The organism is Candidatus Aminicenantes bacterium, from assembly GCA_011049425.1.
In the GTDB taxonomy this organism is placed as follows: domain Bacteria; phylum Acidobacteriota; class Aminicenantia; order UBA2199; family UBA2199; genus UBA876.
Genome location: DSBM01000141.1, coordinates 44,152 through 62,719 on the forward strand (window position 1 = coordinate 44,152; position 18,568 = coordinate 62,719).

Here is an 18,568-nt window from a genome sequence, read left to right on the forward strand (position 1 = left end):
AATGATGCCGCCCATTCCCTGTTTGAATCGTTAATCGCGTGCAAACAAAGATACCAACGCAAAAGAGGCCCTTTCCCTCAAGTGGTGTTGGTATAGATGGGACATGGGCGTGCTTTCCGGATTGATCTCCACCATGACGGCACCGGATTCCCGGGCAAGTTGCGGAAATCCCGCCGCGGGCCAGACCACTCCCGAAGTGCCCACGGAAACAAACAAGTCACACCGTTTTACCGCGCCTGCGGCCGTTTCCATCAGTCCCGTATCCATGGTATCACCAAACCAGGTGATGTCCGGGCGCATCCATGCAAGGCAAGAGGGACATTGGCGATGGGCGAATTCCGCCTGTTCAAGGTCTTTTTGAACGCCGTGTTGTGGGCAACGCATCCGCCACAAGCTGCCGTGTATCTCCAATACATTGCGGCTGCCCGCGCGCTGGTGCATGCCGTCGATGTTCTGGGTAATCAACGTCACCCGGGGATGGATGGTTTCCAGATCAGCCAGGGCTTTGTGTCCGGCATGGGGAATACAATCCAGCACGGCTTTGCGACGTTTCTCATGAAAATCCAGTACTGCTTCGGGCTTGTTTTCAAACGCTTCCTGGCAAGCGTACTCCTGCCAGCGATACTGGTTCCAAATGCCGCCACTGCCGCGATAGGTGGGTACACCGCTCTCAGCCGACATGCCGGCGCCGGTAAACACCACGATTGCCCGGGCTTTGCGCCAGGAAGTAAGGCTCATTTGCTTTCCAAGATGCGTTCAAGGTATTTCTGGTAAAGCTGAGGCGGATCGATCACGGCCAATCCGGTTTCTCTCAAATGGGCGCCCTTTAATTGGATCGGGTCATGCACCCAGCGAACAGAAGCTTTCAGGGTTACCGGCTTGCCGTCGATATCCAGGCGCACCATTACCTCCCGGTATGTGGGCAGGGTTTTTTCGCAACGCAGACAGATTCCCCGGGGGGAGATGTCTACGACCACGGCGGGATATTCAACCCCATCCATGACAACCACAACGTTCTTCAGGCCATACAGGCGTTTTTCCTTGCGGGGATTCATTTGTTCTCCATGAAGCAACTCTTCCAAATGCATTCTAAGCAAATAAAGAAAAAATTCAAACCTCTCGCCAATATGGCGGCGCCAGTTGAAACAGTGTCTGAAGTACTTTATATTGTTATTAAGAGATGCAGGGGAGTTTTTTCAGATCTTCCCGGAAGGAGGCAAGATGGCCGTTGTGACACTTTCACGCAGCCTGGGCAGCTTGGGAACGCAAATGGCGGAAATCCTGCAGCAACGGATGGATTTGCCCCGCCTGGACAAATCTTCCCTGGAAGGCATTTTTTCCGACTACGGTGAGGCATTGGAAAACCTGGAGCGCTATGATGAAAAGCGCCCCTCATTCTGGGACAATTTTTCCTCGCAAAAAGACCGCTACCTGCATTTTCTGAAAACCGCCATATTCGAGTTTGCCGGTACCGGGAACGCCTTGATACTGGGCCGCGGGGGACAGATCATCCTGGCGGGGATCCCCGGTGTAATCAAGGTACAAGTAACCGCACCGATCACGGTACGCCGTGATCGCCTGATGAAGCGTTACGGCGTAGAAGAAAACCAGGCCATGGCCATGCTCCGCCAGAGTGACCGTGAGCGCTCCGGATTCCACCGATTCTTTTTTAATGTGGACTGGGATTCACCGGATCTGCACGATCTGGTGATCAACACCCGGGAAGTGGAAGCGGAAACCGCGGTGGCCATGATCGGCAGTCTGGTGGATTCTCCCCCTTTCCGGGAACAGGCCCAACGGCAACAGGAGTTGATCCGCGACTTGAGCTTGGGGCACCGGGCAGCGACCGCCATTTTGTATCATGCCCATATTCCCATTCAGTTTCTGGAAGCGGAAGCCCGCAACGGTCGTGTGAGCCTGAGGGGGTCAACGGTCATTCGCGCGGATATTGACCGCGCCACCCGCGCGGCTGCGGAAGTAAAGGGAGTTCAACAAGTTGACAACCACATCCAGTTCGTACCCATGACTTTTTCCATGGGTTAAGTGGCGAATTTATTTAGTTTTTCAGCCTTTTCTGCAAAGCCTTCATCATTTCCTGGGCTTTGGCCGTGGTCAGTATGATTCCGCCTGTTTCTCTTGCCAGCCGGGAAAAGAACTGGTACATGTCGGTGGAGTGTTCATGCAGCTCCATGCGGCGCGGCACGCGCTCACTTCCGGTTTGCAGGTAAGCGAAATTCAGTGTGACGCCTGCATCCCGGAAGGCGTCAATCACCGCCTCTAATTTCTTTGGGTTTTCATGCTGAGTGGGTTCCAGAAATATCTCGCGGGCAATAAAGGCCAGGTCCACATTCTGCATAAAACCGTCCATCATGGTGGAATCGGGAATGGGACGAAACTCTTTCTGGAAAAACACCACCACGTGGTTTTCTCCCGGCGTCTTGCGGAACATGTCGGCGAACTGCAATAGCAGGGGCTGATTGATGCGGCGTTGGGATTGCAGGTTGGCCAGTCCCTGGCGATACTGGTTCAGCAGGCTCTTGGTATCGCTCCCCTTGGCTTCGAAGAGCATCTCCTCTAAAAGCCCTTTCAATTCGTTAAAGGCCTGGCGGTGGCCGGTGGCGGCCATATTGCTGTCCGTCTTCAACTTATCCTGCAACCATTGTGAGAGTTCCGCCTTGGGACGCGACAGCGTCTGCTCGGAGAAGCCGTATACCCGGGCGGGGGAGTATACAATAAGATTATCTCCCGGACGGATCAGGTCATAAAAGATGGTGTTTACCGTGCTGCGGATCCTTGAGTCATAGTTTTTGATTTCGTAACAGATGATCAGGTTGCGCCTCGGATTGAGGCTGTCATCTTTTTCAGGCAGGGGGGCGGCGCTGGAGACCAAAGACCCGGTAATCAGCAACAAGCCCAGGCAAGTTATGGCAATGGATGCTTTCATTTTTCTTCTCCTTTTCCGGTCTTTTGCGTTTGACCGGGTCACTGGCTTGAAGACGCAATAATGTCCAGCCAGTTGAACCATATGGGGTGATGAGATTTGTACCACACGAGGATTTGTTTCAGTTTGCGCTGTTTCTCCAGAGAGATCACTTCCGGAGCAATGCGTTCGAAATGGACGCGGATCCTGTCTTCGCCGATAAACTCCAATGCTTCGGAGCACAATGTTTGCAGTTCATTGCGGATGCGTCCGGAATCTGATATCTTGACCGGCCGGCTCTCATAGTCTTCTCCGGCCAGGAAACGGTTCAGCAGGGGGTTAAACACCAGGCGGCTCTGTTCCATGCTTTCCATCAACCGCAGGGTGAAAGTGATGTCTTTGTCGCCGCGTTTGCAAGAAAGACGCACACATACCCGGTATACTCCGTCGGCCACCGCTTCAACGCCTTTTACTCCGGAATAGGGGTCGGGCCGCATGTAGCCGCATACCGCAAGTACTTCCCATTGCTTTTCCGGAAAGAAGTCATTGGCTTCAATACAGTTGATTTTTAGGGGAATGCCCGCTTGCCTGCCTTCCCGGATCATGGCCGCATAAGTCATTGCATCGCCATCGCCTAATGGTTTGCCCATCACGGCTTTTAACTTTTCATTGAAATCCGCGCTATCCGGATTCAGCAGCATGATGTCCTGCTCTTTTTCAAAAGAGAGCTTGAAATTGGAGGTAAACACGCATAACGATGCAGATAGCCCCATGATGGGGGCGAGGCTGGCCGCCTGCATGGCCTCCGCGGATGCCGCGTAACCGTCTACGATAAAAAGATGCAAATCGCCGGCGCTGTCTATCCAGGTTCCCACACGAAAGGTGGGTGCGTATGTTCCGGATTCGGTAAAGGCATTCAACCCCGAAGGCAAAACCCAGTCATCATCCACCAGGTGAACGCCCATTTCCAGCCATTGACTCCATAAGGTTCCGATGCGGCCCTGCCGGCTGCTGCCGCGCAGGGTCCAGACATGGATGTTGCGGCGCTGAATACCCGGGTAAGTGGCTTCGATGGCTTCCAATACCAGTTTACGGGGGGTGCGGAAATTGATGAGCAGAGACCGGCGGCAAGCATATTCCACCACTTCGCCCGGCAAAAACAGGTTGCCCATGTAACCTTCATAGGGACGTGAGATGTGCAGGGGTTGATCAAACAGGTGCAGCACGGTCATGGGCCCGGTTTCTTTGCCTTTGGCGAAACGGGACGTGTTCTCCAGGGTATCGATGGCCGCGCCCCAAACCGTGATGCCCGAATCCTTCAGGTCTTTGTAAAACCGGTCCCATTCGTAGCCGGGTTCGTTCAACAGTCGCTGAATACGCCGATCCAGCCAGTGGGCCACCTCGGGGCGGGCATAGACACGACCGAAACCCAGCAGGGGGTTGGAACCCATTTCCGGGGTTTCCCCGGCTTTGGGCATGAGTCCTTCTCCCATGCACACCATGATGGCGTGGTTCTCAGGCAATTGCCTGGACAGGTACCAGAGGCTTTCGCTCATGGCGTAGGCGGAAATTGCGTCCGCATCTTTCTTGACCTCGTTTAAGCCTGTTTTGTCTAAGCCGGCACCCGCGCCAAAACGGCCGAACAACTGAGTTCCCAATGCGGTTACCGCACCGGTCATGGCAAGTAAACGCTCCATTTGCCCGTTTAGAAACGAGATTTCAGAAGTAAATTCCTGAACAGGTTCACCCCGGGTCCAGCGCACCTCGACATCTTCGAGCCACAAATGAAAACGCCCCAGGATGGGACGGGTGTCGAATGCCCATTGGGCAATGAGGTTTTGCTTTTCCTGAAAAGGACTGTTCATGAGTTTCTCCTCTGCCACGGGAATATCATCCGGGGTAACGCCCGGAATCACGCCGCGCCGTCACGTTCATCTCTCCCGATCTCCGGTCCATCTTAAGGGCATTGTAGGCCAGCCGAAAAGGTAAAGTCAAGCGCCGGAATGCCGTTGCCGGGTTGACATTTCGAATACATCGCAGTGTTGTTTCCCTGGAAAGAATCAAGGCAATCGCCGGCTCTTGAGGAATAGAGCCGCAGTGATCCGCACCAGAAAAAATACAAGCAGCGAAGTAAACACAATGGTTGCACCCGAAGGAACATTCAATATGTGAGAAGCCGCCAACCCCCCCAGGGTGGCCATCAGGCTGAACAGGATCGCCAGCGGAATCATGGAACGAAAATCTTTGGCCAGCAGGTTGGCGGTTGCAGGGGGAACGGTCATCAGAGCCAGAACCAGCACAATGCCCACCACCCGGATGTTCACCACAACCGTCAGGGCGGTCAGTACCATCATCAACGATTGCATGCCGCTGACCGGGACGTTTCGGGTGCGGGCAAACTCCGCATCAAAAGCAAGGTACAGAATGCGGCGAAAACGCCACCAAAAAACGCTGACTACCAGACCGGCCAACCCCGCCATCAAGCCCAGGTCTGATCGGGAAACGGTCAGGATATCACCAAACAAAAACGTCATGAGGTTGGCGGCATAACCCGGGGTCAAGAAAACAAACAGCACCCCCAATGCCATGCCGAAAGACCAGATCATGCCGATAAGGGAATCCCGGCGCACGCGCATGTGCGCACCCATGGATTCAAGAATAACAGCGGAGAACACGGCGAAAAACGCGGCTCCCGCCATGGGGTTCAAGCCGAAAAAATAAGCGATTCCCACCCCGCCGAAAGCTGCGTGGCTGATTCCGCCGGTGATAAAAACAATCCTGCGGCTGACGATATAGGTGCCGATGAATCCGCAGGAAATACTGACCAGCACGGCTGCCAGAACACCATGAACAAAATATCGGTATTGAAACAGTTCAATCATGGTGATTCCGCTTGGGGAGAGACGAATTGTTATCTTGATGGGATTTCAGCACCCGATGGGGGACCCGTCCATGCGTGATCAGGTCAATGGGACATCGATAAGATTCCATTAATTCCTGGGTGATTTCGCTGGATTCATGATGGTAAAGTGATCCGTTTACGCAAGCAATCGATTGTACCTGGGAAGCGATCATTCCCAGGTCATGAGAAACCATCAGAATGGCCATATCCCGGTTTAACTCGGTCAATAATTCGTGAAAATTCCGGCCGAAATCACGATCCGCGTAGGTGTCCGGTTCATCCAGCAAGAGCAGGGGAGGTGAAGCCACAATCGCTCTGGCCAGGAATACCCGCTGCCGTTGTCCCCCGGACAACTCTCCCAAAGGACGGCGTCCCAGCGCCGCAATGCCCATTCGCTGCATTACTCTCTGTACTGGAATGTCGCCGGGTTCATTCGCGTCTCTTGTCATCAGGCCGGAACGGACTACGTCTTTAACGGTTATGGGGAAATCGGGATCCACCTGGGCCGATTGGGGCATGTATCCCATGGAAAACCGCTCCACTTCGCTACCGCCCCGGAAATAGCGTATGATGCCGCTCCACGGGGGAAGCAGCCCCAGGATGACCTTTAACAAGGTTGTTTTGCCGCTTCCGTTGGGTCCGACAATCCCGATAAAATCATGGGAATGCACACAAAAATCCACATCCAGCAGTACCGGTTGCCGACCATAGCCGGTCCGGACTTTCTCTAGTTTCAGAATAAGGTTACGGGTGGTCACCGTAGTGAAACCTCTTGAGCGGTACGCAATTTCCGGGCCGTCGAGATCAAGTTTTCAGCCCAATCCTCCGCCAACGGGTCCAGAATCACAACCCGGCCGTTGATCTCACGCGCCACGACTTTTGCGGCTGCCGTGTCAAACTGAGGCTGAACAAAGACTGTGCGCAGTCCTTCACGGCGCGCCAGGGCAATGATGCGTGATAAATCCCCGGGTGCCGGGCTTTTGCCCTCCGCTTCAATCACAACCTGCTCTAATGCGTAATCGCAGGCAAAATATGCCCAGGAAGGGTGAAAAACCATAAAACTCCGGCGGGGCAGGTCTGCCAGCATGTCATGGATTTGTTTGTCCAGGGCTTTGATTTTTCTTGCCAATTGCCTGTAATTACGGCGGTATTCCTCGCCATGTTCAGGATCCAGACGCACCATTGCGTTCATGATGTTCTCAGCTTGTATCAACATCAGCCTTGGAGACAGCCAGATGTGGGGATCCACGCCGTTGGAATGCCGGTGGTCGTGTCCTTGTGGAACAATCCACTCCACTCCTCTGGATGTATCCACTATTTCCAGGTTGGGATAGACGGAACGGATGCGATCTGTCCAGGTTCGCTCAACCGGAAGCTTTCCAATGCGGAACCAGGCCAGGGAACGTCCCAGGCGACGGATCCGGCTGGGGGCCGGAGCAAACGTGGCTGGATTAAATCCCGGGGGAATCAAGACCTCCACGTGGAAGCGATTGCCGACAATTTGGTGCACGATCTCTTTTTGTGGCAGGATGGTAACAGCTATGCTCGGGGTATCCGCTTCGCCGGCAGCTGAGTGGCAAGCGGCCAGACACAATAACGCGACACCCGATAAGACCACCGAGATCAAGCGTTTAACTTGGCGCTTGTTTCGACCTGATCGCCGGACAACGTCCATTATGGCTCCCGGATCCGGTTACGATTGAAGCCGCAACCGGTCGCTGGTATTGATTGTAGATGGAAATGGGAAATCCCGCAAGCAGCAGCCCGGCATTACTTGCGCAATTCGAAACCGTCAAAATGAACACCGTCCACGGTCCAGGCGTCAAAACGCAAGCGATCTTTTTCCACTTGAATCACCTGGTACAATTGGCGGTCTGCGGCCATACGGGCCATGATGGAACCGTATAACGGGTTCAGGGGATATTGCTTGGGACCGCCCACGCTCACCACGTATACGGTTCCCCCCCTAGTGGAACGGACCCGGCGACCGGCCCGCAGGCGAAAGGTTCGCCCATACGTATGATCATGTCCCTGAAGCACAAGATCCACGCCATGGGCGTCGATAATCGGAAGCAGTTGTTGCCGCAGCTCCAGGTTGTCGCGATCGCGTCCCGTTGAGTAAATCGGTTGGTGCATCAAGAGCACGGTCCAGCCACCGGAGCGTTTTTTTCGCAGAACCCGGTCCAGCCAGGCGGCCTGTTCACGAACGGCGGTATTCGGATTCAGGGCCACAAGGCGCGCGCCCTGTACATCCAAAGTATATACGGTTTCTTCCAGCCCCGGCGGGCCGTTCTCCGGCAGGGTGAAGTGGGGGCGCCACAACGGTGTCAAGTCCGCACTTTTTTTGGAGGGCGTGCGCCTGTATTCGTGGTTGCCCGGAACCATAAGTTGGGGAATGCTGCGGAATATCCATTCACCCACGGTAAACCATTCCCCCCACTTGTCGTCCCGCCATGCACGGGAGACCAGGTCACCGGCGTGCAACATGAAAAGCGCATCGGGGGCCTGGAGTATGGAGGCACGCACAACCCGGCCACATTGAGATGCCAACTCGTTTTGCAAATCACCCAGAAAAACAAAGCGGAAAGCGCGCCGATCATCCGCGGCTGTGCGGAAATGGTTCCATTCGCTCCAATGCTCTCCGGAACCCACGCGATAGGCGTACAACGTGTCGGACTTCAGTGCAGAGAAGCGCGCGCTGTGTGTCCATACCGTTTCACCTTTGCCCGTATCCAACTCCATGCTGGCGGCTTTCACCACGAAGGCTCCGGCCGGAGTCAGGGGAGAGGGCGAAGCTGTTTGAATCTGGGCGGCCGCGTCGGCGGCGGGAGCGTGTGTCCGCCAGGTCACGGCGGCGGTGGTTGCCGGATCCCCATACCAGTTCAGTACAATTCGTCTGGGAACGCGATCCGCCGCCAATGCGCCGCTTGCGGCCCAAACCGGGAGCAGGATGGCTATCAATAAAGGTTGTTTTCTCATCTGTTGCCTCGTATTACAGAATTGAGTTGAAAAGATTCACATTCTACAATGAAAATTCCTTGGATGTCAACACAACATGGCCGATCAATTTCATTAAAAATGACGTTTCTGCACAATCCCGCGTTGGTATTGGCGCGCACTGAAGTCTGTTCAAAAAGCCCATAAAGCTGTTTTTTTTTGGTTCTCTTCCATTTTGTGTGAGTTTAAAGGTTATTCCAATTTGAAAAAATATAGAGGCTCCAGGAGAGTACCCTTCCGGGCACAAAGCATCGCTCACCACTTCGGTCCAGACCCATTGCGGTCTTTTTGCGTATTTAGCCGACCACGGCGGTTGTTCGGGATGTGACCGCGGCCGGCTTTCGTCCTCGATGAATACCCCTCAGCCGACCATCCTGTCTCAGACCATGGGTCCCCGGAACCTACGTTTGCGTTCGCTTATGCTGTATGCCCTGCGGGTATGTATGCCCTATGGGTACTCATCACCACAGCTTCTTGTCAATCACCAATGTGAGTTTACCCATACAGAACCAGGGAGAACCTTGTTTTTGAACCTGAACCCATGCTATGGTTGGAGGGCCAACCAAAACCAGACTTACAAGTTGGCTTGCCAACTATAAAGGGAGGGGGTAAAATGGATGAAGGAATTCTCCGTCGCCTGATGCGTTGCGCCCGGCAACTGGAACGCCTTTCCGGCAGAGACCTTGCGTCGCTGGGCCTTGGCAGCGGGCGGGTGCGTTTGCTGCTGGGTATATTGCAAAATCCCGGAGTGACCCAGGAAAGCCTGAGCATTCACGCCGGTGTGGACAAGACCACCACGGCCAAGGCGGTCAAACGCCTGGAAGCCCGGGGATACGTACAAAGGCTGCAAGACGAAACCGACCGCAGGCTGCGGCGCTTGTTTCCCACAGATTCGGCCCGTTCGCTGAAGCCGGACCTGGAGCGGCGCTTGCGCCTCGTTCATGAAATCATGTTGCAGGGATTTCTGGAAACGGAAATCTCCCGCCTTTCCGGTTATCTTTCACGCATGCTGGAAAATCTGGACCGCAATTCCGGCCGGAATGGAACCCTGGACTTTCGTGCGGTTCCGCCAACCACGGGATGGGATTGATCTGTTGAACCTTGTATGATCCTTGTGGTAAGGTCCGGTTTGATTGCGTTCAGCATTGCGCCGACAACGGTTACTGGAAGGAGGTCAGTGACAGAGATGGGGTTTGATTTCTGGTACACCTTGACCCTGCTTGTCGCCATGATCATTGTCCTGATCGACGAATGGATCGATATCGAGCTAACCGTTGTAACGGTCTTGTTCTTACTCACAATCGGCGGTGTTGTCAGCGCGGGCGAAGCTGTAGCAGGGTTTTCCAACATCGGCGTGATCTCGATCGGCTTGCTCTTTCTTTTGGCCGGGGCCATGCAGACCAGCGGCTTATTGCCCATAATCAACCGTTTGATCCTGGGAAACTCCTCTAAAAACGGCATGCGCCGCAAACTGGCCCGCCTGCTCTTTCCCGTCACCCTGCTATCCGCTTTCATGAACAACACCCCGGTAGTGGCAATGTTGATCCCGCCAATCAAAAAATGGTGCCAGGAACACGGCATCTCCGTGTCACACTTCCTGCTTCCATTGTCGTATGCGGCGATCCTGGGGGGATTGTGCACCTTGATCGGCACCAGCACCAACCTGATTATCCACGGACTCTTGCTCGAGAACGGCTACAAGGGGTTGGGTTTTTTTGAAATTTCACGCATTGGTATTCCCGTTGCGCTCTTGGGTCTGGTTTACCTGGTTGTGGTTGGAAACAGGTTGCTGCCCCAGCGGCGTGAACCCATGAGTAAACTGACGCGTCAACTGCGCGAATTCGTGGTGGAAATGAAAGTGGGGGAGGGTTTTGAAGGTATCGGCCGCAGTGTGGAAGCGGCCGGGTTGCGCCACCTTCAGGGATTGTTTCTTTTCCAGATCCAGCGTAAAGAAACGGTGCTGGCTCCCGCCCGCCCGGATGAAACCGTCCGGGATGGAGACCGCTTGTTTTTTACGGGGATCCCCGACACCATTCTGGAACTTCAGAGGATCCCCGGCCTGCAACCAGCCAAAACCATTCACTTTAACCTGAAATCGGACCGTCCGGGCCGCGTCTGCGCATTTGAAGCCGTGATTCCCGCCAGTTCCGCCCTGGTGGGGAAGAAAGTCAGGGAATCAGACTTCCGCGGTCGCTATGGAGCGGTGATCCTGGCCATTCACCGCGGCGGCGAACGCATTGCCAAAAAAATCGGCAACATCGTCCTGCATCCCGGTGATACGCTGCTCATGCTGGCGGATCATGAGTTCTCTGAGCGCTGGCCCCAGTCTTCCGATTTTTACCTGGTTTCCCTGCCTACGCCCCTTGACGGCAAGCATCCCTATCGCAAATGGGTCACCGGCGGTGTTTTTGCGGCCATGATCGTGATGTCCGCCACGGGCGTTCTGCCCCTGGTGGTTGCCGCCGCCGGGGCGGCGGTGGTCCTGAGCTTATGCGGATGTTTGCCTGGAAAAAGCGTAATGGTGGATTGGAAGGTGCTCATCATTATCGCCTCCATGTTCGGGATCGCCGCCGCCATGCAAAACTCCGGTTTGGCGGAATACTTTTCCTGGAAAATCGTCCAGCTTGGCCGCCATTTCGGCACTTTCGGCGTATTGTGCGCGGTGTACCTGTTGACCAGCCTGTTTAATTCGGTGATTACGGGCAACGCCACCGCGGTGCTTTTTTTCCCCATCGCCGTGAGCGCGGCCACATCCGTAGGCGCCGATATTCATCCATTTGCCCTGGCGGTGCTGGTTTCAACGGCAGCGACTTTTGCCACTCCCATCTCTTACCAGACCAATCTCATGGTTTATGGACCCGGTGGATACCGCTTCACTGATTACCTCAAGATTGGTTTGCCCTTACAGGTGCTGATCGCCGCGCTCTCCCTCTTCCTAATCAATCACTTCTACCTGTAGTCCGTTCTCAAATTCTTGAAACCACAGCCACTGGCATTCGGACAAAGCAACGCCGTTGACGCCTTACGGGACCTCTGCTACAATCGTGGACTGCGCGGAGGGATGGCAGAGCGGTCGAATGCGGCGGTCTTGAAAACCGTTGGCCTTTAACGAGGCCCGTGGGTTCGAATCCTACTCCCTCCGCCATTCGAACCCACGTTTTCCGGGTTCGACTAATTCGCGATCTGCGAATTTGGACCGTGAGCGCAGCGAACGGCCCGCAGGGTGAGACGTAGCAGCGGCTCATCAATCCTACTCCCTCCGCCATTCGAACCCGGCAGGCTGAACAACCGCAAACCGGATCCTCGTTTCCTGCAGATCGATCTGTTACAATCTCTTTCATGAAAACCGGAACAACTCCACGCCTGGTCGCTTCCGACCTGGGGGGCACCCTGGTTCCTCTCAAAGAAGAGGCCGTTCCACCCGCAACCCTTGCCGTCCTGGACGCGATCATGGCCCTGGGTGTTCCCGTCGCTCTGGTGACGGGTTTCAACCTCTACACGGCCCGGCGCATGGCGGCCGGCCTGAAGAGATCGCCCTGGCTGCTGGTCCAGAACGGCACCCTGGCTCTGAAGAATAACAAGATCGTTTGGGAACATGGTTTGGCGGCGGATGAAGCAAAAAAACTGGTGCGCACATTGGAAGCGCTGAAAGTCCCGGTTGTGGTCTACCGCAGCCTGTCCCGAGGCGGCAGCCCTGAATACCGGGGCTTCGGCATGTTCAGTCGCAGCACTCCCTTTCGGACCGTGGAGGAATTTTCCGACTTTTCCGACATCACCGGGGTATCAACCCGGATCGCCAACGACAGGGTGGGGGAGGTGAAAACCGCTCTGAACAGTTGCCTGCCAGTGAAATCCCGCTTGATCTCTTCCCGGGGCAATAGCCGCACCTGGCTTGAAGTCACCCCTGTTGGTGCGCGTAAGGATCAGGCTTTGCGTCGCCTTTGTACGGAACTGGGCGTGGATCCGCAGCAAGTAATCTATTTCGGTGACAACCTGAATGATCTGGAAGCATTAGAGATGGTGGGATTTCCCAGGGTGGTTGCGGATGGCCTGGCGGAGTTGCGAAACCTGTTTCCGCAAGTGGCGGCAGCATCCCATCAGGGGCCGGCCCGTGAACTGGTACGGTTATTCGAACTTGAGCAGCCACCCGGCTTATAATGCCGATTTGTTGCCGGCCCTTGATTCCAATTGCCGGAAACGGTAAGGTATTGGCCTCTTGCCGGTAAAAGAAGCAACCATGCTGCAACTGGAAAGGATCCGTGTCCAACATGACGGTAACCCGATCCTTCGGGACGTTGACCTGTCTGTGGCCAAAGGGGAAAAGATCTGGATCCACGGACCCTCAGGCAGCGGCAAGACCACTTTGTTAAAAGTGCTGTTTTGCGCGGAGTATTTTGAAGGCCGGCTGCTTCATGAGAATCGCCCGGTTACGCCTCCGGAATTGACGCATTACCGCTCACACCTGGGATTTGTATCCCAACGCATCCCGGATTTCGATCTCACCGTTGGCGAAGTATTGCGCTATCCCCTCCAATTTCGCGCCAATCGTCATCGCTCCTTTCCCCAAGACCGGGCAATGGAGTTGCTTGCGCAACTGCACTTCAAGCAGGATGTGTTGTCCAGACGGTTTCCCAGCCTGTCCGGCGGTGAAAAACAGCGCCTGATGGTTTTGTTGCTCCTGCTCGTGAACCGTCCGGTGTTTCTTCTGGATGAAGTCACGGCCGCCCTGGATCCGGAAAACATCGAAAACGTGGTACGTCTGCTGACCGCGTCTCCCGGCCGGACCGTGATATCGGTGTCTCACAATCGCGATTGGGAAACCTTCTCTACCCGTTCCCTGTTCATGCAATCCGGCAGTTTGCAGGCAGAATAGCCATGGGCGCCAAAGCGATCAACCTGTTTTCCCTGGCGACATTCTCGTTGTTGTTGCTGGTACCCATCAGCGTGTTCCTGTTTCTGCGCATTCCCCGTATCCGCGCACTGTTGATCGCACATATACGTATGGTGGCGCAGCTCTTCCTGGTCGGCCTGTACCTGGAAACCATTTTCCGCATCAACCATCCCCTGATCAATCTGGCCTGGATCCTGATCATGATCGCCGTTGCCTGCACGGCGGCTACCAGCCAGAGCGGCCTGCGATTAAGGCGGTTTTTTCTTCCACTGGGCACGGCGTACCTGATCAGCATGGCGGCAATTTTCGGCGCTTTTTTTATTGTACTTGAACCCCGGACCGTATTTTCGGCCCGTTATCTGATCCCCCTGGGAGGCATGATCCTGGGCAATATCCTGCGCAGCAATGTCATTACGCTGGACCGATATTTTCACGGCCTGCAGAAGCGCCCGGAAGAGTTCATCACCCATCTTTCCATGGGGGCCACCCCCTGGGAGGCCCGCAAACCTTTTATGGCTGACGCCCTGAAAGCCGCCGTATCCCCCCAAATCGCCACTGTCGCCACCATGGGACTGGTGTCCCTTCCCGGCATGATGACCGGGCAGATTCTGGGCGGCAACTCTCCGTCCGTGGCTATTCAATACCAGATCCTGATCATGGTCGCCATCTTTACCACGGCAACGGTTTCGGCTTTCCTGGGCATGGTGTTTGCCTCCCGGCGGGCTTTTGACGGCTACCAGCGTCTTCGTCCCGGCCTCTTCCGCCATTGAACCATATCTGCGAGCTTGTATGCGACTTGCGTGCATCCTTTTTGACAGCCGCCATAACCATTTTGCCCGTGCTGTCTTTTGATCCCGGTTTATGCTATGATTGAACGGCCATGATGCGCCGGATCGCCTTTTCAGGTCTACTCCTTCTGGGAATGTGGACTTTTATTCGCGGGGTTCAGTACCCCATTATTCATTACAAAACTTCCGACGGACTTCCGCAGAACTACATTACCGCTTTGGCGCAGGACTCGGACGGATTTATCTGGGTGGGGACCCAGAGTGGAATCGGCATCTTCGACGGTAATGACTTTATACGCACACTTTCAACCATGGAGGGGCTTCCGGGCAGTTACATCAATGACCTGGTGGCGGGTCCAAACAACCAAATGTGGGTGGCGACCGACGAGGGCGCCGCCCTGATGCAGTCCATGAAAACCACCCATGTATGGGCCCGGGGAACGCGCATTCAGCGTTTGTTTCCCGTTTCCGGAACCGGCTTGGGTTTCTTTGCATTGGGGGGCGGCCGCCTCCTGCGAGTGGACGATTCGCAGGAACCGGCTACCGTTGGTTTTTTAGGAAATGACAAACAGCAAAGAATCCGTCACGCTGCCCTGGACACCCGGGGGACCTTGACTGTCCTGGCCAACCGGCAAGTGTACCAGCTCACGTCCGAGGGTCAATGGATTCCATTTGATACCAACCGCGCCATCGATTTCCTGATTTACCGTCAAGACAAGCTATACCTGGCTGGAGAGGGGGTCCTCAGTATCGCCGCACCGGGAGAGTCGATCGTTTCCGTGAACCTTCCGGCCGCATGTGGAGAGATGCGTGACCTGGATATAGATCAAGGTGGAGGCATCTGGCTGGGAACAGATAAGGGCTTGTTCAGTTATGACCCCGGACCCGGTGATTGGCAACATTTTCACGCCGGAAACGGGTTGAACTACTCCCGAGTCAACCGCGTATTCGTGGATCGTGAACACACGGTATTCGCCGGTACCCGTTACGGTTTGTCATTCCTGTCCGGAATCACTTTCCGCATGTATTCGACAGACGACGGCCTGCCTTCCGAATTCATCTGCAGCCTGCTGGAAGATACACCCGGCACCATCCTGGCCGGCGGATACGACGGCATATCTGAGATCCGTAACGGGCGCGGTCGAGCGTTTGCCGTGAACCGGCAATTGCAGAACAAACAGGTGCGGGCTTTACTGAAGGTCGGTCCGCGAAATTACCTGGTGGGCACTCGTTACAACGGCATCTTCCGCTGGGACCGCAACCAACGCCTGGAGCTCCTTCTGGGTGATGTGCGGGTTTTAAGCGCCATCAGGGACAGCAACAGTGTGTTCTGGTTCGGAACGGACAACGGATTGTTGCGCTACGACGGCCATAACTCGTTCCAGACCATTCTTGAGGGGCTTCACCATCAGCGGGTCTGGGCCATGGCCGAATGGTCTCCCGGAGTATTGATTCTTGGAACCGGCAACGGCCTTCAAGTCTACTCTCATGGCCGATTTGTTTCCAGTGACTTGGAAACCCGCCTGGGACCGATCAATATAACCGACATTCACGTGGCATCCTCGGGGGAAATCCTGGTTTCCTCCGTGGTCCATGGCCTGTTCATCTACCGTGAAACGGATCTACTGAACTTCACCACCCGCAACGGCCTGTTGCACAACGATGTATGGTACGCGCTCAAAGATTCTCAAGGTCAAATCTGGCTCAACACCAGTGTCTCTCTGGATCGATACCACAACGGGTATTTCTCTCACTTCAACAAAAACACAGGCCTGTTTGGAGATGAGGGATTCATCCATACCACCCTTGAAACCAGCGACGGCAGCCTGTGGTTCAGCGTATCCCCGGGCCTGGTGGAACTGCCTCCCAGCACGCGCAGCCTGGACCCGGTTCCTCCAAGGGTTCCCAACTTGAGTATACGTGTAGATGATCAGCCTATCCCCCTGGACAAACCCATCCAACTCAGCAGCCGCCAGAATTCAGTAGAGTTTTCCTTTTTTACGGTTTCCACACGCCGGGACCAGCCTTTGTATTATCGCTGGCGCCTTTTGCCCCGTCAGCAAGAGTGGCAGCCCCCTTCCCAGAAAACCAGTGTTCACTTCCTTAACCTCAGGGAGGGTCTTTACACATTTGAAGTCATGGCGGATAACGGTTTTTTCCAGGAAGACTCTCAGAAACAATGTCAACGCATCTCTTTTGAAGTCACTCCGCCGCTATGGAGACAATGGTGGTTCTGGGGTCTGACCGCATTGGCGTTTTTCGGACTGATCCGGCTGGCTACATTCATACGCCTGCGTATGCTGGAAACCCAGAAACGCAAACTGGAGCAGCGGGTATACGAACACACAAGTGAGTTGGCACGAAAAAACCATGAATTGGTGGTCTTATCCATCACCGATCCCCTCACCGGCCTCAAAAACCGCCGTTACCTGAACGATCGCATCGGTGACGATGTACACATGATCGAACGCAGTCTTTTTCCGCGCAAAGATTCCGCGGCCGCGGGGCGCCGTTACCGCCGCGAAGATTTGATCCTGACCTTTTATGTGATCGATATCGACCACTTTAAAAGCGTGAATGATATTCACGGCCACACTGCGGGTGACCGGGTTCTGGTGGGAGTGGCTCAGGCCCTGCGGCGGGAGTTGCGCACATCGGATATCATTATCCGTTGGGGAGGTGAGGAGTTCCTGGTGGTCACACGCAACAAGCGGGCAGACAACTCCTACCTGTTGGCTGAACGCCTGCGCAAGAGCATTGAATCCAGGGCGTTCCACATCTCCAGCGGTGAAACGGTCCGGCGCACCGTCAGCATCGGGTTCGCGCGCTATCCTTTTGTTCAAGGAAATATTCGAGCGGTCTCCTGGCAGCAAGTGATCTCACTCGCAGACTCCGCCATGTATCTGGCCAAACTGAACGGTCGCAATCTTTCAGTGGGAATCGATCCCGGGCCAGGATTCACGGAAGTGCCTTTTTCTCAAATCATTACCAGGATGGATGAACAGGCCGCGGCCGGACGCATCCGGCTCTATTCCACCCGGGATGAACTTCAATTCCATTCCCACACATGAGGTAAGATGTTCGGCTCAATAGGTTTTCAGGAAATTCTTTTAATTTTTGTTGTCGTTCTACTGGTTTTCGGACCAGACAAATTGCCACGCTTTGCCCGTGAACTGGGAAAATTCATCCGCGACTTCCGCTCCACGGTAAACGATGCCAGGCATACAATTCAGGAAGAGGTTGACCGACACGATATCACAAAGGATATCCGCAATATGGACAGTGAACTGAAAAAACTCCAGGATGATGATCACAATGGTCCAAAGAAAAGCGGATGAGATGACTTTTTTTGAACACCTCGGCGAATTGCGCCGACGGATACTCATATCTTTAGCCATTATTCTGGTTTTCTTTCTGGTGTCCTGGAACTTCGTGGACGAATTTTACGCCTGGATTGCCCAACCCGTACAGCAATTCCTGCCTCCAGGCCAGAAACTGGTGTTTACGGCTCTGACTGAACCGTTCATGATGTACATCAAACTGGCCTTCATGGTATCTGTTTTTGGCGCTTCGCCATTGATATTCCACCAGTTATGGCTGTTTATCGCTCCAGGCCTGTATCCCAAGGAACGACGCCTGGTTTTTCCCTTTGTATTATTTACCACTGTTTTTTTCCTGCTTGGCGGCGCTTTTGGATACTATGCCATCTTTCCCTGGGCATGCCGTTTCTTTCTTCAGGTCGGACAGGATTTTACACCCATGCTGACCATCAACCAATACCTCTCGTTGGCGTTCCGGGTGATCTTCGGCATTGCCGTTGTGTTTGAACTTCCGGTACTGGTATTTCTCTTGTCACGGCTTGGCATTGTTACCGCGCGCATGCTGATTCGTTATTTCAAGTGGGCAATTGTGCTGATTTTTATTCTGGCCGCGGTAATCACACCCACACCCGACATGGTTACGCAATCCCTTTTTGCAGGCCCCATGATCCTGCTCTACCTGCTCAGTATCGGAATCGCCCGCCTGGCCGCGCCCCGCCGCAAATAATCACGACCGTTCTTTTTGACATC

At 54.7% G+C, this 18,568-nt stretch carries 17 protein-coding genes and 1 tRNA gene; 10 read left to right on the forward strand and 8 right to left on the reverse strand.

The genetic code is table 11. The annotated features are described in order from the left end of the window. Positions 1-30: 30 nt before the first annotated feature. Together ENN40_09740 and ENN40_09745 are read right to left on the reverse strand one after the other, a co-directional pair. On the reverse strand, positions 31-738 hold the full coding sequence (locus ENN40_09740; GenBank protein HDP95626.1) for an NAD-dependent deacylase: 708 nt from the start codon (positions 736-738) through the stop codon (positions 31-33). Continuing rightward, positions 735-1,088 (reverse strand): PilZ domain-containing protein, encoded by a 354-nt coding sequence (locus ENN40_09745; GenBank protein ID HDP95627.1) that lies wholly within the window; start codon positions 1,086-1,088, stop codon positions 735-737. The genes ENN40_09740 and ENN40_09745 overlap by 4 nt, the downstream gene beginning before the upstream one ends. Positions 1,089-1,221: 133 nt before the next feature. Between ENN40_09745 and ENN40_09750 the strand changes: the two genes are divergently transcribed. Continuing rightward, a complete protein-coding gene (locus ENN40_09750) occupies positions 1,222-2,043 on the forward strand; it encodes a BON domain-containing protein (GenBank protein HDP95628.1) in 822 nt (273 codons plus the stop codon). Between the two features lie 13 nt (positions 2,044-2,056). Here ENN40_09750 and ENN40_09755 read toward each other — a convergent pair whose 3' ends face one another. The 6 genes from ENN40_09755 to ENN40_09780 all read right to left on the reverse strand — a co-directional run bounded on the left by ENN40_09755 (position 2,057) and on the right by ENN40_09780 (position 8,801). Next, on the reverse strand, positions 2,057-2,944 hold the full coding sequence (locus tag ENN40_09755) for a hypothetical protein (GenBank protein ID HDP95629.1): 888 nt from the start codon (positions 2,942-2,944) through the stop codon (positions 2,057-2,059). 38 nt (positions 2,945-2,982) lie between these two features. After that, a complete protein-coding gene (locus ENN40_09760) occupies positions 2,983-4,785 on the reverse strand; it encodes a hypothetical protein (GenBank protein ID HDP95630.1) in 1,803 nt (600 codons plus the stop codon). Positions 4,786-4,980: 195 nt separating this feature from the next. Then, the gene (locus tag ENN40_09765) at positions 4,981-5,802 is read right to left on the reverse strand and encodes a metal ABC transporter permease (protein HDP95631.1); all 822 of its coding nucleotides are present in this window, start codon (positions 5,800-5,802) and stop codon (positions 4,981-4,983) included. Further along, positions 5,795-6,580, reverse strand: a complete 786-nt coding sequence (locus ENN40_09770; GenBank protein ID HDP95632.1) for an ATP-binding cassette domain-containing protein — start codon at positions 6,578-6,580, stop codon at positions 5,795-5,797. The genes ENN40_09765 and ENN40_09770 overlap by 8 nt, the downstream gene beginning before the upstream one ends. Then, positions 6,577-7,497 (reverse strand): ABC transporter substrate-binding protein, encoded by a 921-nt coding sequence (locus tag ENN40_09775; protein HDP95633.1) that lies wholly within the window; start codon positions 7,495-7,497, stop codon positions 6,577-6,579. The genes ENN40_09770 and ENN40_09775 overlap by 4 nt, the downstream gene beginning before the upstream one ends. A gap of 95 nt (positions 7,498-7,592) precedes the next feature. Next, positions 7,593-8,801, reverse strand: a complete 1,209-nt coding sequence (locus ENN40_09780; GenBank protein ID HDP95634.1) for a metallophosphoesterase family protein — start codon at positions 8,799-8,801, stop codon at positions 7,593-7,595. Between the two features lie 559 nt (positions 8,802-9,360). On the opposite strand from ENN40_09780, the gene ENN40_09785 reads away from it, so the two are divergent. The 9 genes from ENN40_09785 (at position 9,361) to tatC (ending at position 18,545) form a co-directional block, all read left to right on the forward strand. After that, a complete protein-coding gene (locus tag ENN40_09785) occupies positions 9,361-9,909 on the forward strand; it encodes a MarR family transcriptional regulator (GenBank protein ID HDP95635.1) in 549 nt (182 codons plus the stop codon). A 15-nt stretch (positions 9,910-9,924) separates the two neighbouring features. Next, positions 9,925-11,778 carry an SLC13 family permease gene (locus tag ENN40_09790; protein HDP95636.1) on the forward strand — a complete coding sequence of 618 codons (1,854 nt, stop codon included), beginning with the start codon at positions 9,925-9,927 and terminating at the stop codon, positions 11,776-11,778. A gap of 96 nt (positions 11,779-11,874) precedes the next feature. Next, positions 11,875-11,964 (forward strand) — tRNA-Ser (locus tag ENN40_09795). A gap of 194 nt (positions 11,965-12,158) precedes the next feature. Next, positions 12,159-12,977, forward strand: coding sequence for an HAD family phosphatase (locus ENN40_09800; GenBank protein ID HDP95637.1), 819 nt, complete (start codon positions 12,159-12,161; stop codon positions 12,975-12,977). A gap of 79 nt (positions 12,978-13,056) precedes the next feature. Further along, positions 13,057-13,692, forward strand: a complete 636-nt coding sequence (locus tag ENN40_09805) for an ATP-binding cassette domain-containing protein (GenBank protein HDP95638.1) — start codon at positions 13,057-13,059, stop codon at positions 13,690-13,692. 2 nt (positions 13,693-13,694) lie between these two features. Then, the gene (locus tag ENN40_09810; protein ID HDP95639.1) at positions 13,695-14,480 is read left to right on the forward strand and encodes an ABC transporter permease; all 786 of its coding nucleotides are present in this window, start codon (positions 13,695-13,697) and stop codon (positions 14,478-14,480) included. Positions 14,481-14,590: 110 nt separating this feature from the next. Continuing rightward, positions 14,591-17,569 (forward strand): GGDEF domain-containing protein, encoded by a 2,979-nt coding sequence (locus ENN40_09815; protein HDP95640.1) that lies wholly within the window; start codon positions 14,591-14,593, stop codon positions 17,567-17,569. Between the two features lie 6 nt (positions 17,570-17,575). Beyond that, entirely contained in the window at positions 17,576-17,836 is a 261-nt protein-coding gene (gene tatB, locus ENN40_09820) for a twin-arginine translocase subunit TatB (protein ID HDP95641.1), read from the forward strand. Continuing rightward, entirely contained in the window at positions 17,802-18,545 is a 744-nt protein-coding gene (gene tatC / locus ENN40_09825; GenBank protein ID HDP95642.1) for a twin-arginine translocase subunit TatC, read from the forward strand. Before tatB ends, tatC begins: the two co-directional genes overlap by 35 nt. The last annotated feature ends 23 nt before the right edge of the window (positions 18,546-18,568 follow it).

Excerpts from the sequence above, each read along its gene's own strand:
- ENN40_09740 (HDP95626.1), bottom strand. The coding sequence starts at position 738 with ATGAGCCTTACTTCCTGGCGCAAAGCCCGGGCAATCGTGGTGTTTACC.
- ENN40_09745 (HDP95627.1), bottom strand. The coding sequence starts at position 1,088 with ATGCATTTGGAAGAGTTGCTTCATGGAGAACAAATGAATCCCCGCAAG.
- ENN40_09750 (HDP95628.1), top strand. The coding sequence starts at position 1,222 with ATGGCCGTTGTGACACTTTCACGCAGCCTGGGCAGCTTGGGAACGCAA.
- ENN40_09755 (HDP95629.1), bottom strand. The coding sequence starts at position 2,944 with ATGAAAGCATCCATTGCCATAACTTGCCTGGGCTTGTTGCTGATTACC.
- ENN40_09760 (HDP95630.1), bottom strand. The coding sequence starts at position 4,785 with ATGAACAGTCCTTTTCAGGAAAAGCAAAACCTCATTGCCCAATGGGCA.
- ENN40_09765 (HDP95631.1), bottom strand. The coding sequence starts at position 5,802 with ATGATTGAACTGTTTCAATACCGATATTTTGTTCATGGTGTTCTGGCA.
- ENN40_09775 (HDP95633.1), bottom strand. The coding sequence starts at position 7,497 with ATGGACGTTGTCCGGCGATCAGGTCGAAACAAGCGCCAAGTTAAACGC.
- ENN40_09780 (HDP95634.1), bottom strand. The coding sequence starts at position 8,801 with ATGAGAAAACAACCTTTATTGATAGCCATCCTGCTCCCGGTTTGGGCC.
- ENN40_09785 (HDP95635.1), top strand. The coding sequence starts at position 9,361 with ATGCTATGGTTGGAGGGCCAACCAAAACCAGACTTACAAGTTGGCTTG.
- ENN40_09790 (HDP95636.1), top strand. The coding sequence starts at position 9,925 with ATGATCCTTGTGGTAAGGTCCGGTTTGATTGCGTTCAGCATTGCGCCG.
- ENN40_09800 (HDP95637.1), top strand. The coding sequence starts at position 12,159 with ATGAAAACCGGAACAACTCCACGCCTGGTCGCTTCCGACCTGGGGGGC.
- ENN40_09805 (HDP95638.1), top strand. The coding sequence starts at position 13,057 with ATGCTGCAACTGGAAAGGATCCGTGTCCAACATGACGGTAACCCGATC.
- ENN40_09810 (HDP95639.1), top strand. The coding sequence starts at position 13,695 with ATGGGCGCCAAAGCGATCAACCTGTTTTCCCTGGCGACATTCTCGTTG.
- ENN40_09815 (HDP95640.1), top strand. The coding sequence starts at position 14,591 with ATGATGCGCCGGATCGCCTTTTCAGGTCTACTCCTTCTGGGAATGTGG.
- tatB (HDP95641.1), top strand. The coding sequence starts at position 17,576 with ATGTTCGGCTCAATAGGTTTTCAGGAAATTCTTTTAATTTTTGTTGTC.
- tatC (HDP95642.1), top strand. The coding sequence starts at position 17,802 with ATGATGATCACAATGGTCCAAAGAAAAGCGGATGAGATGACTTTTTTT.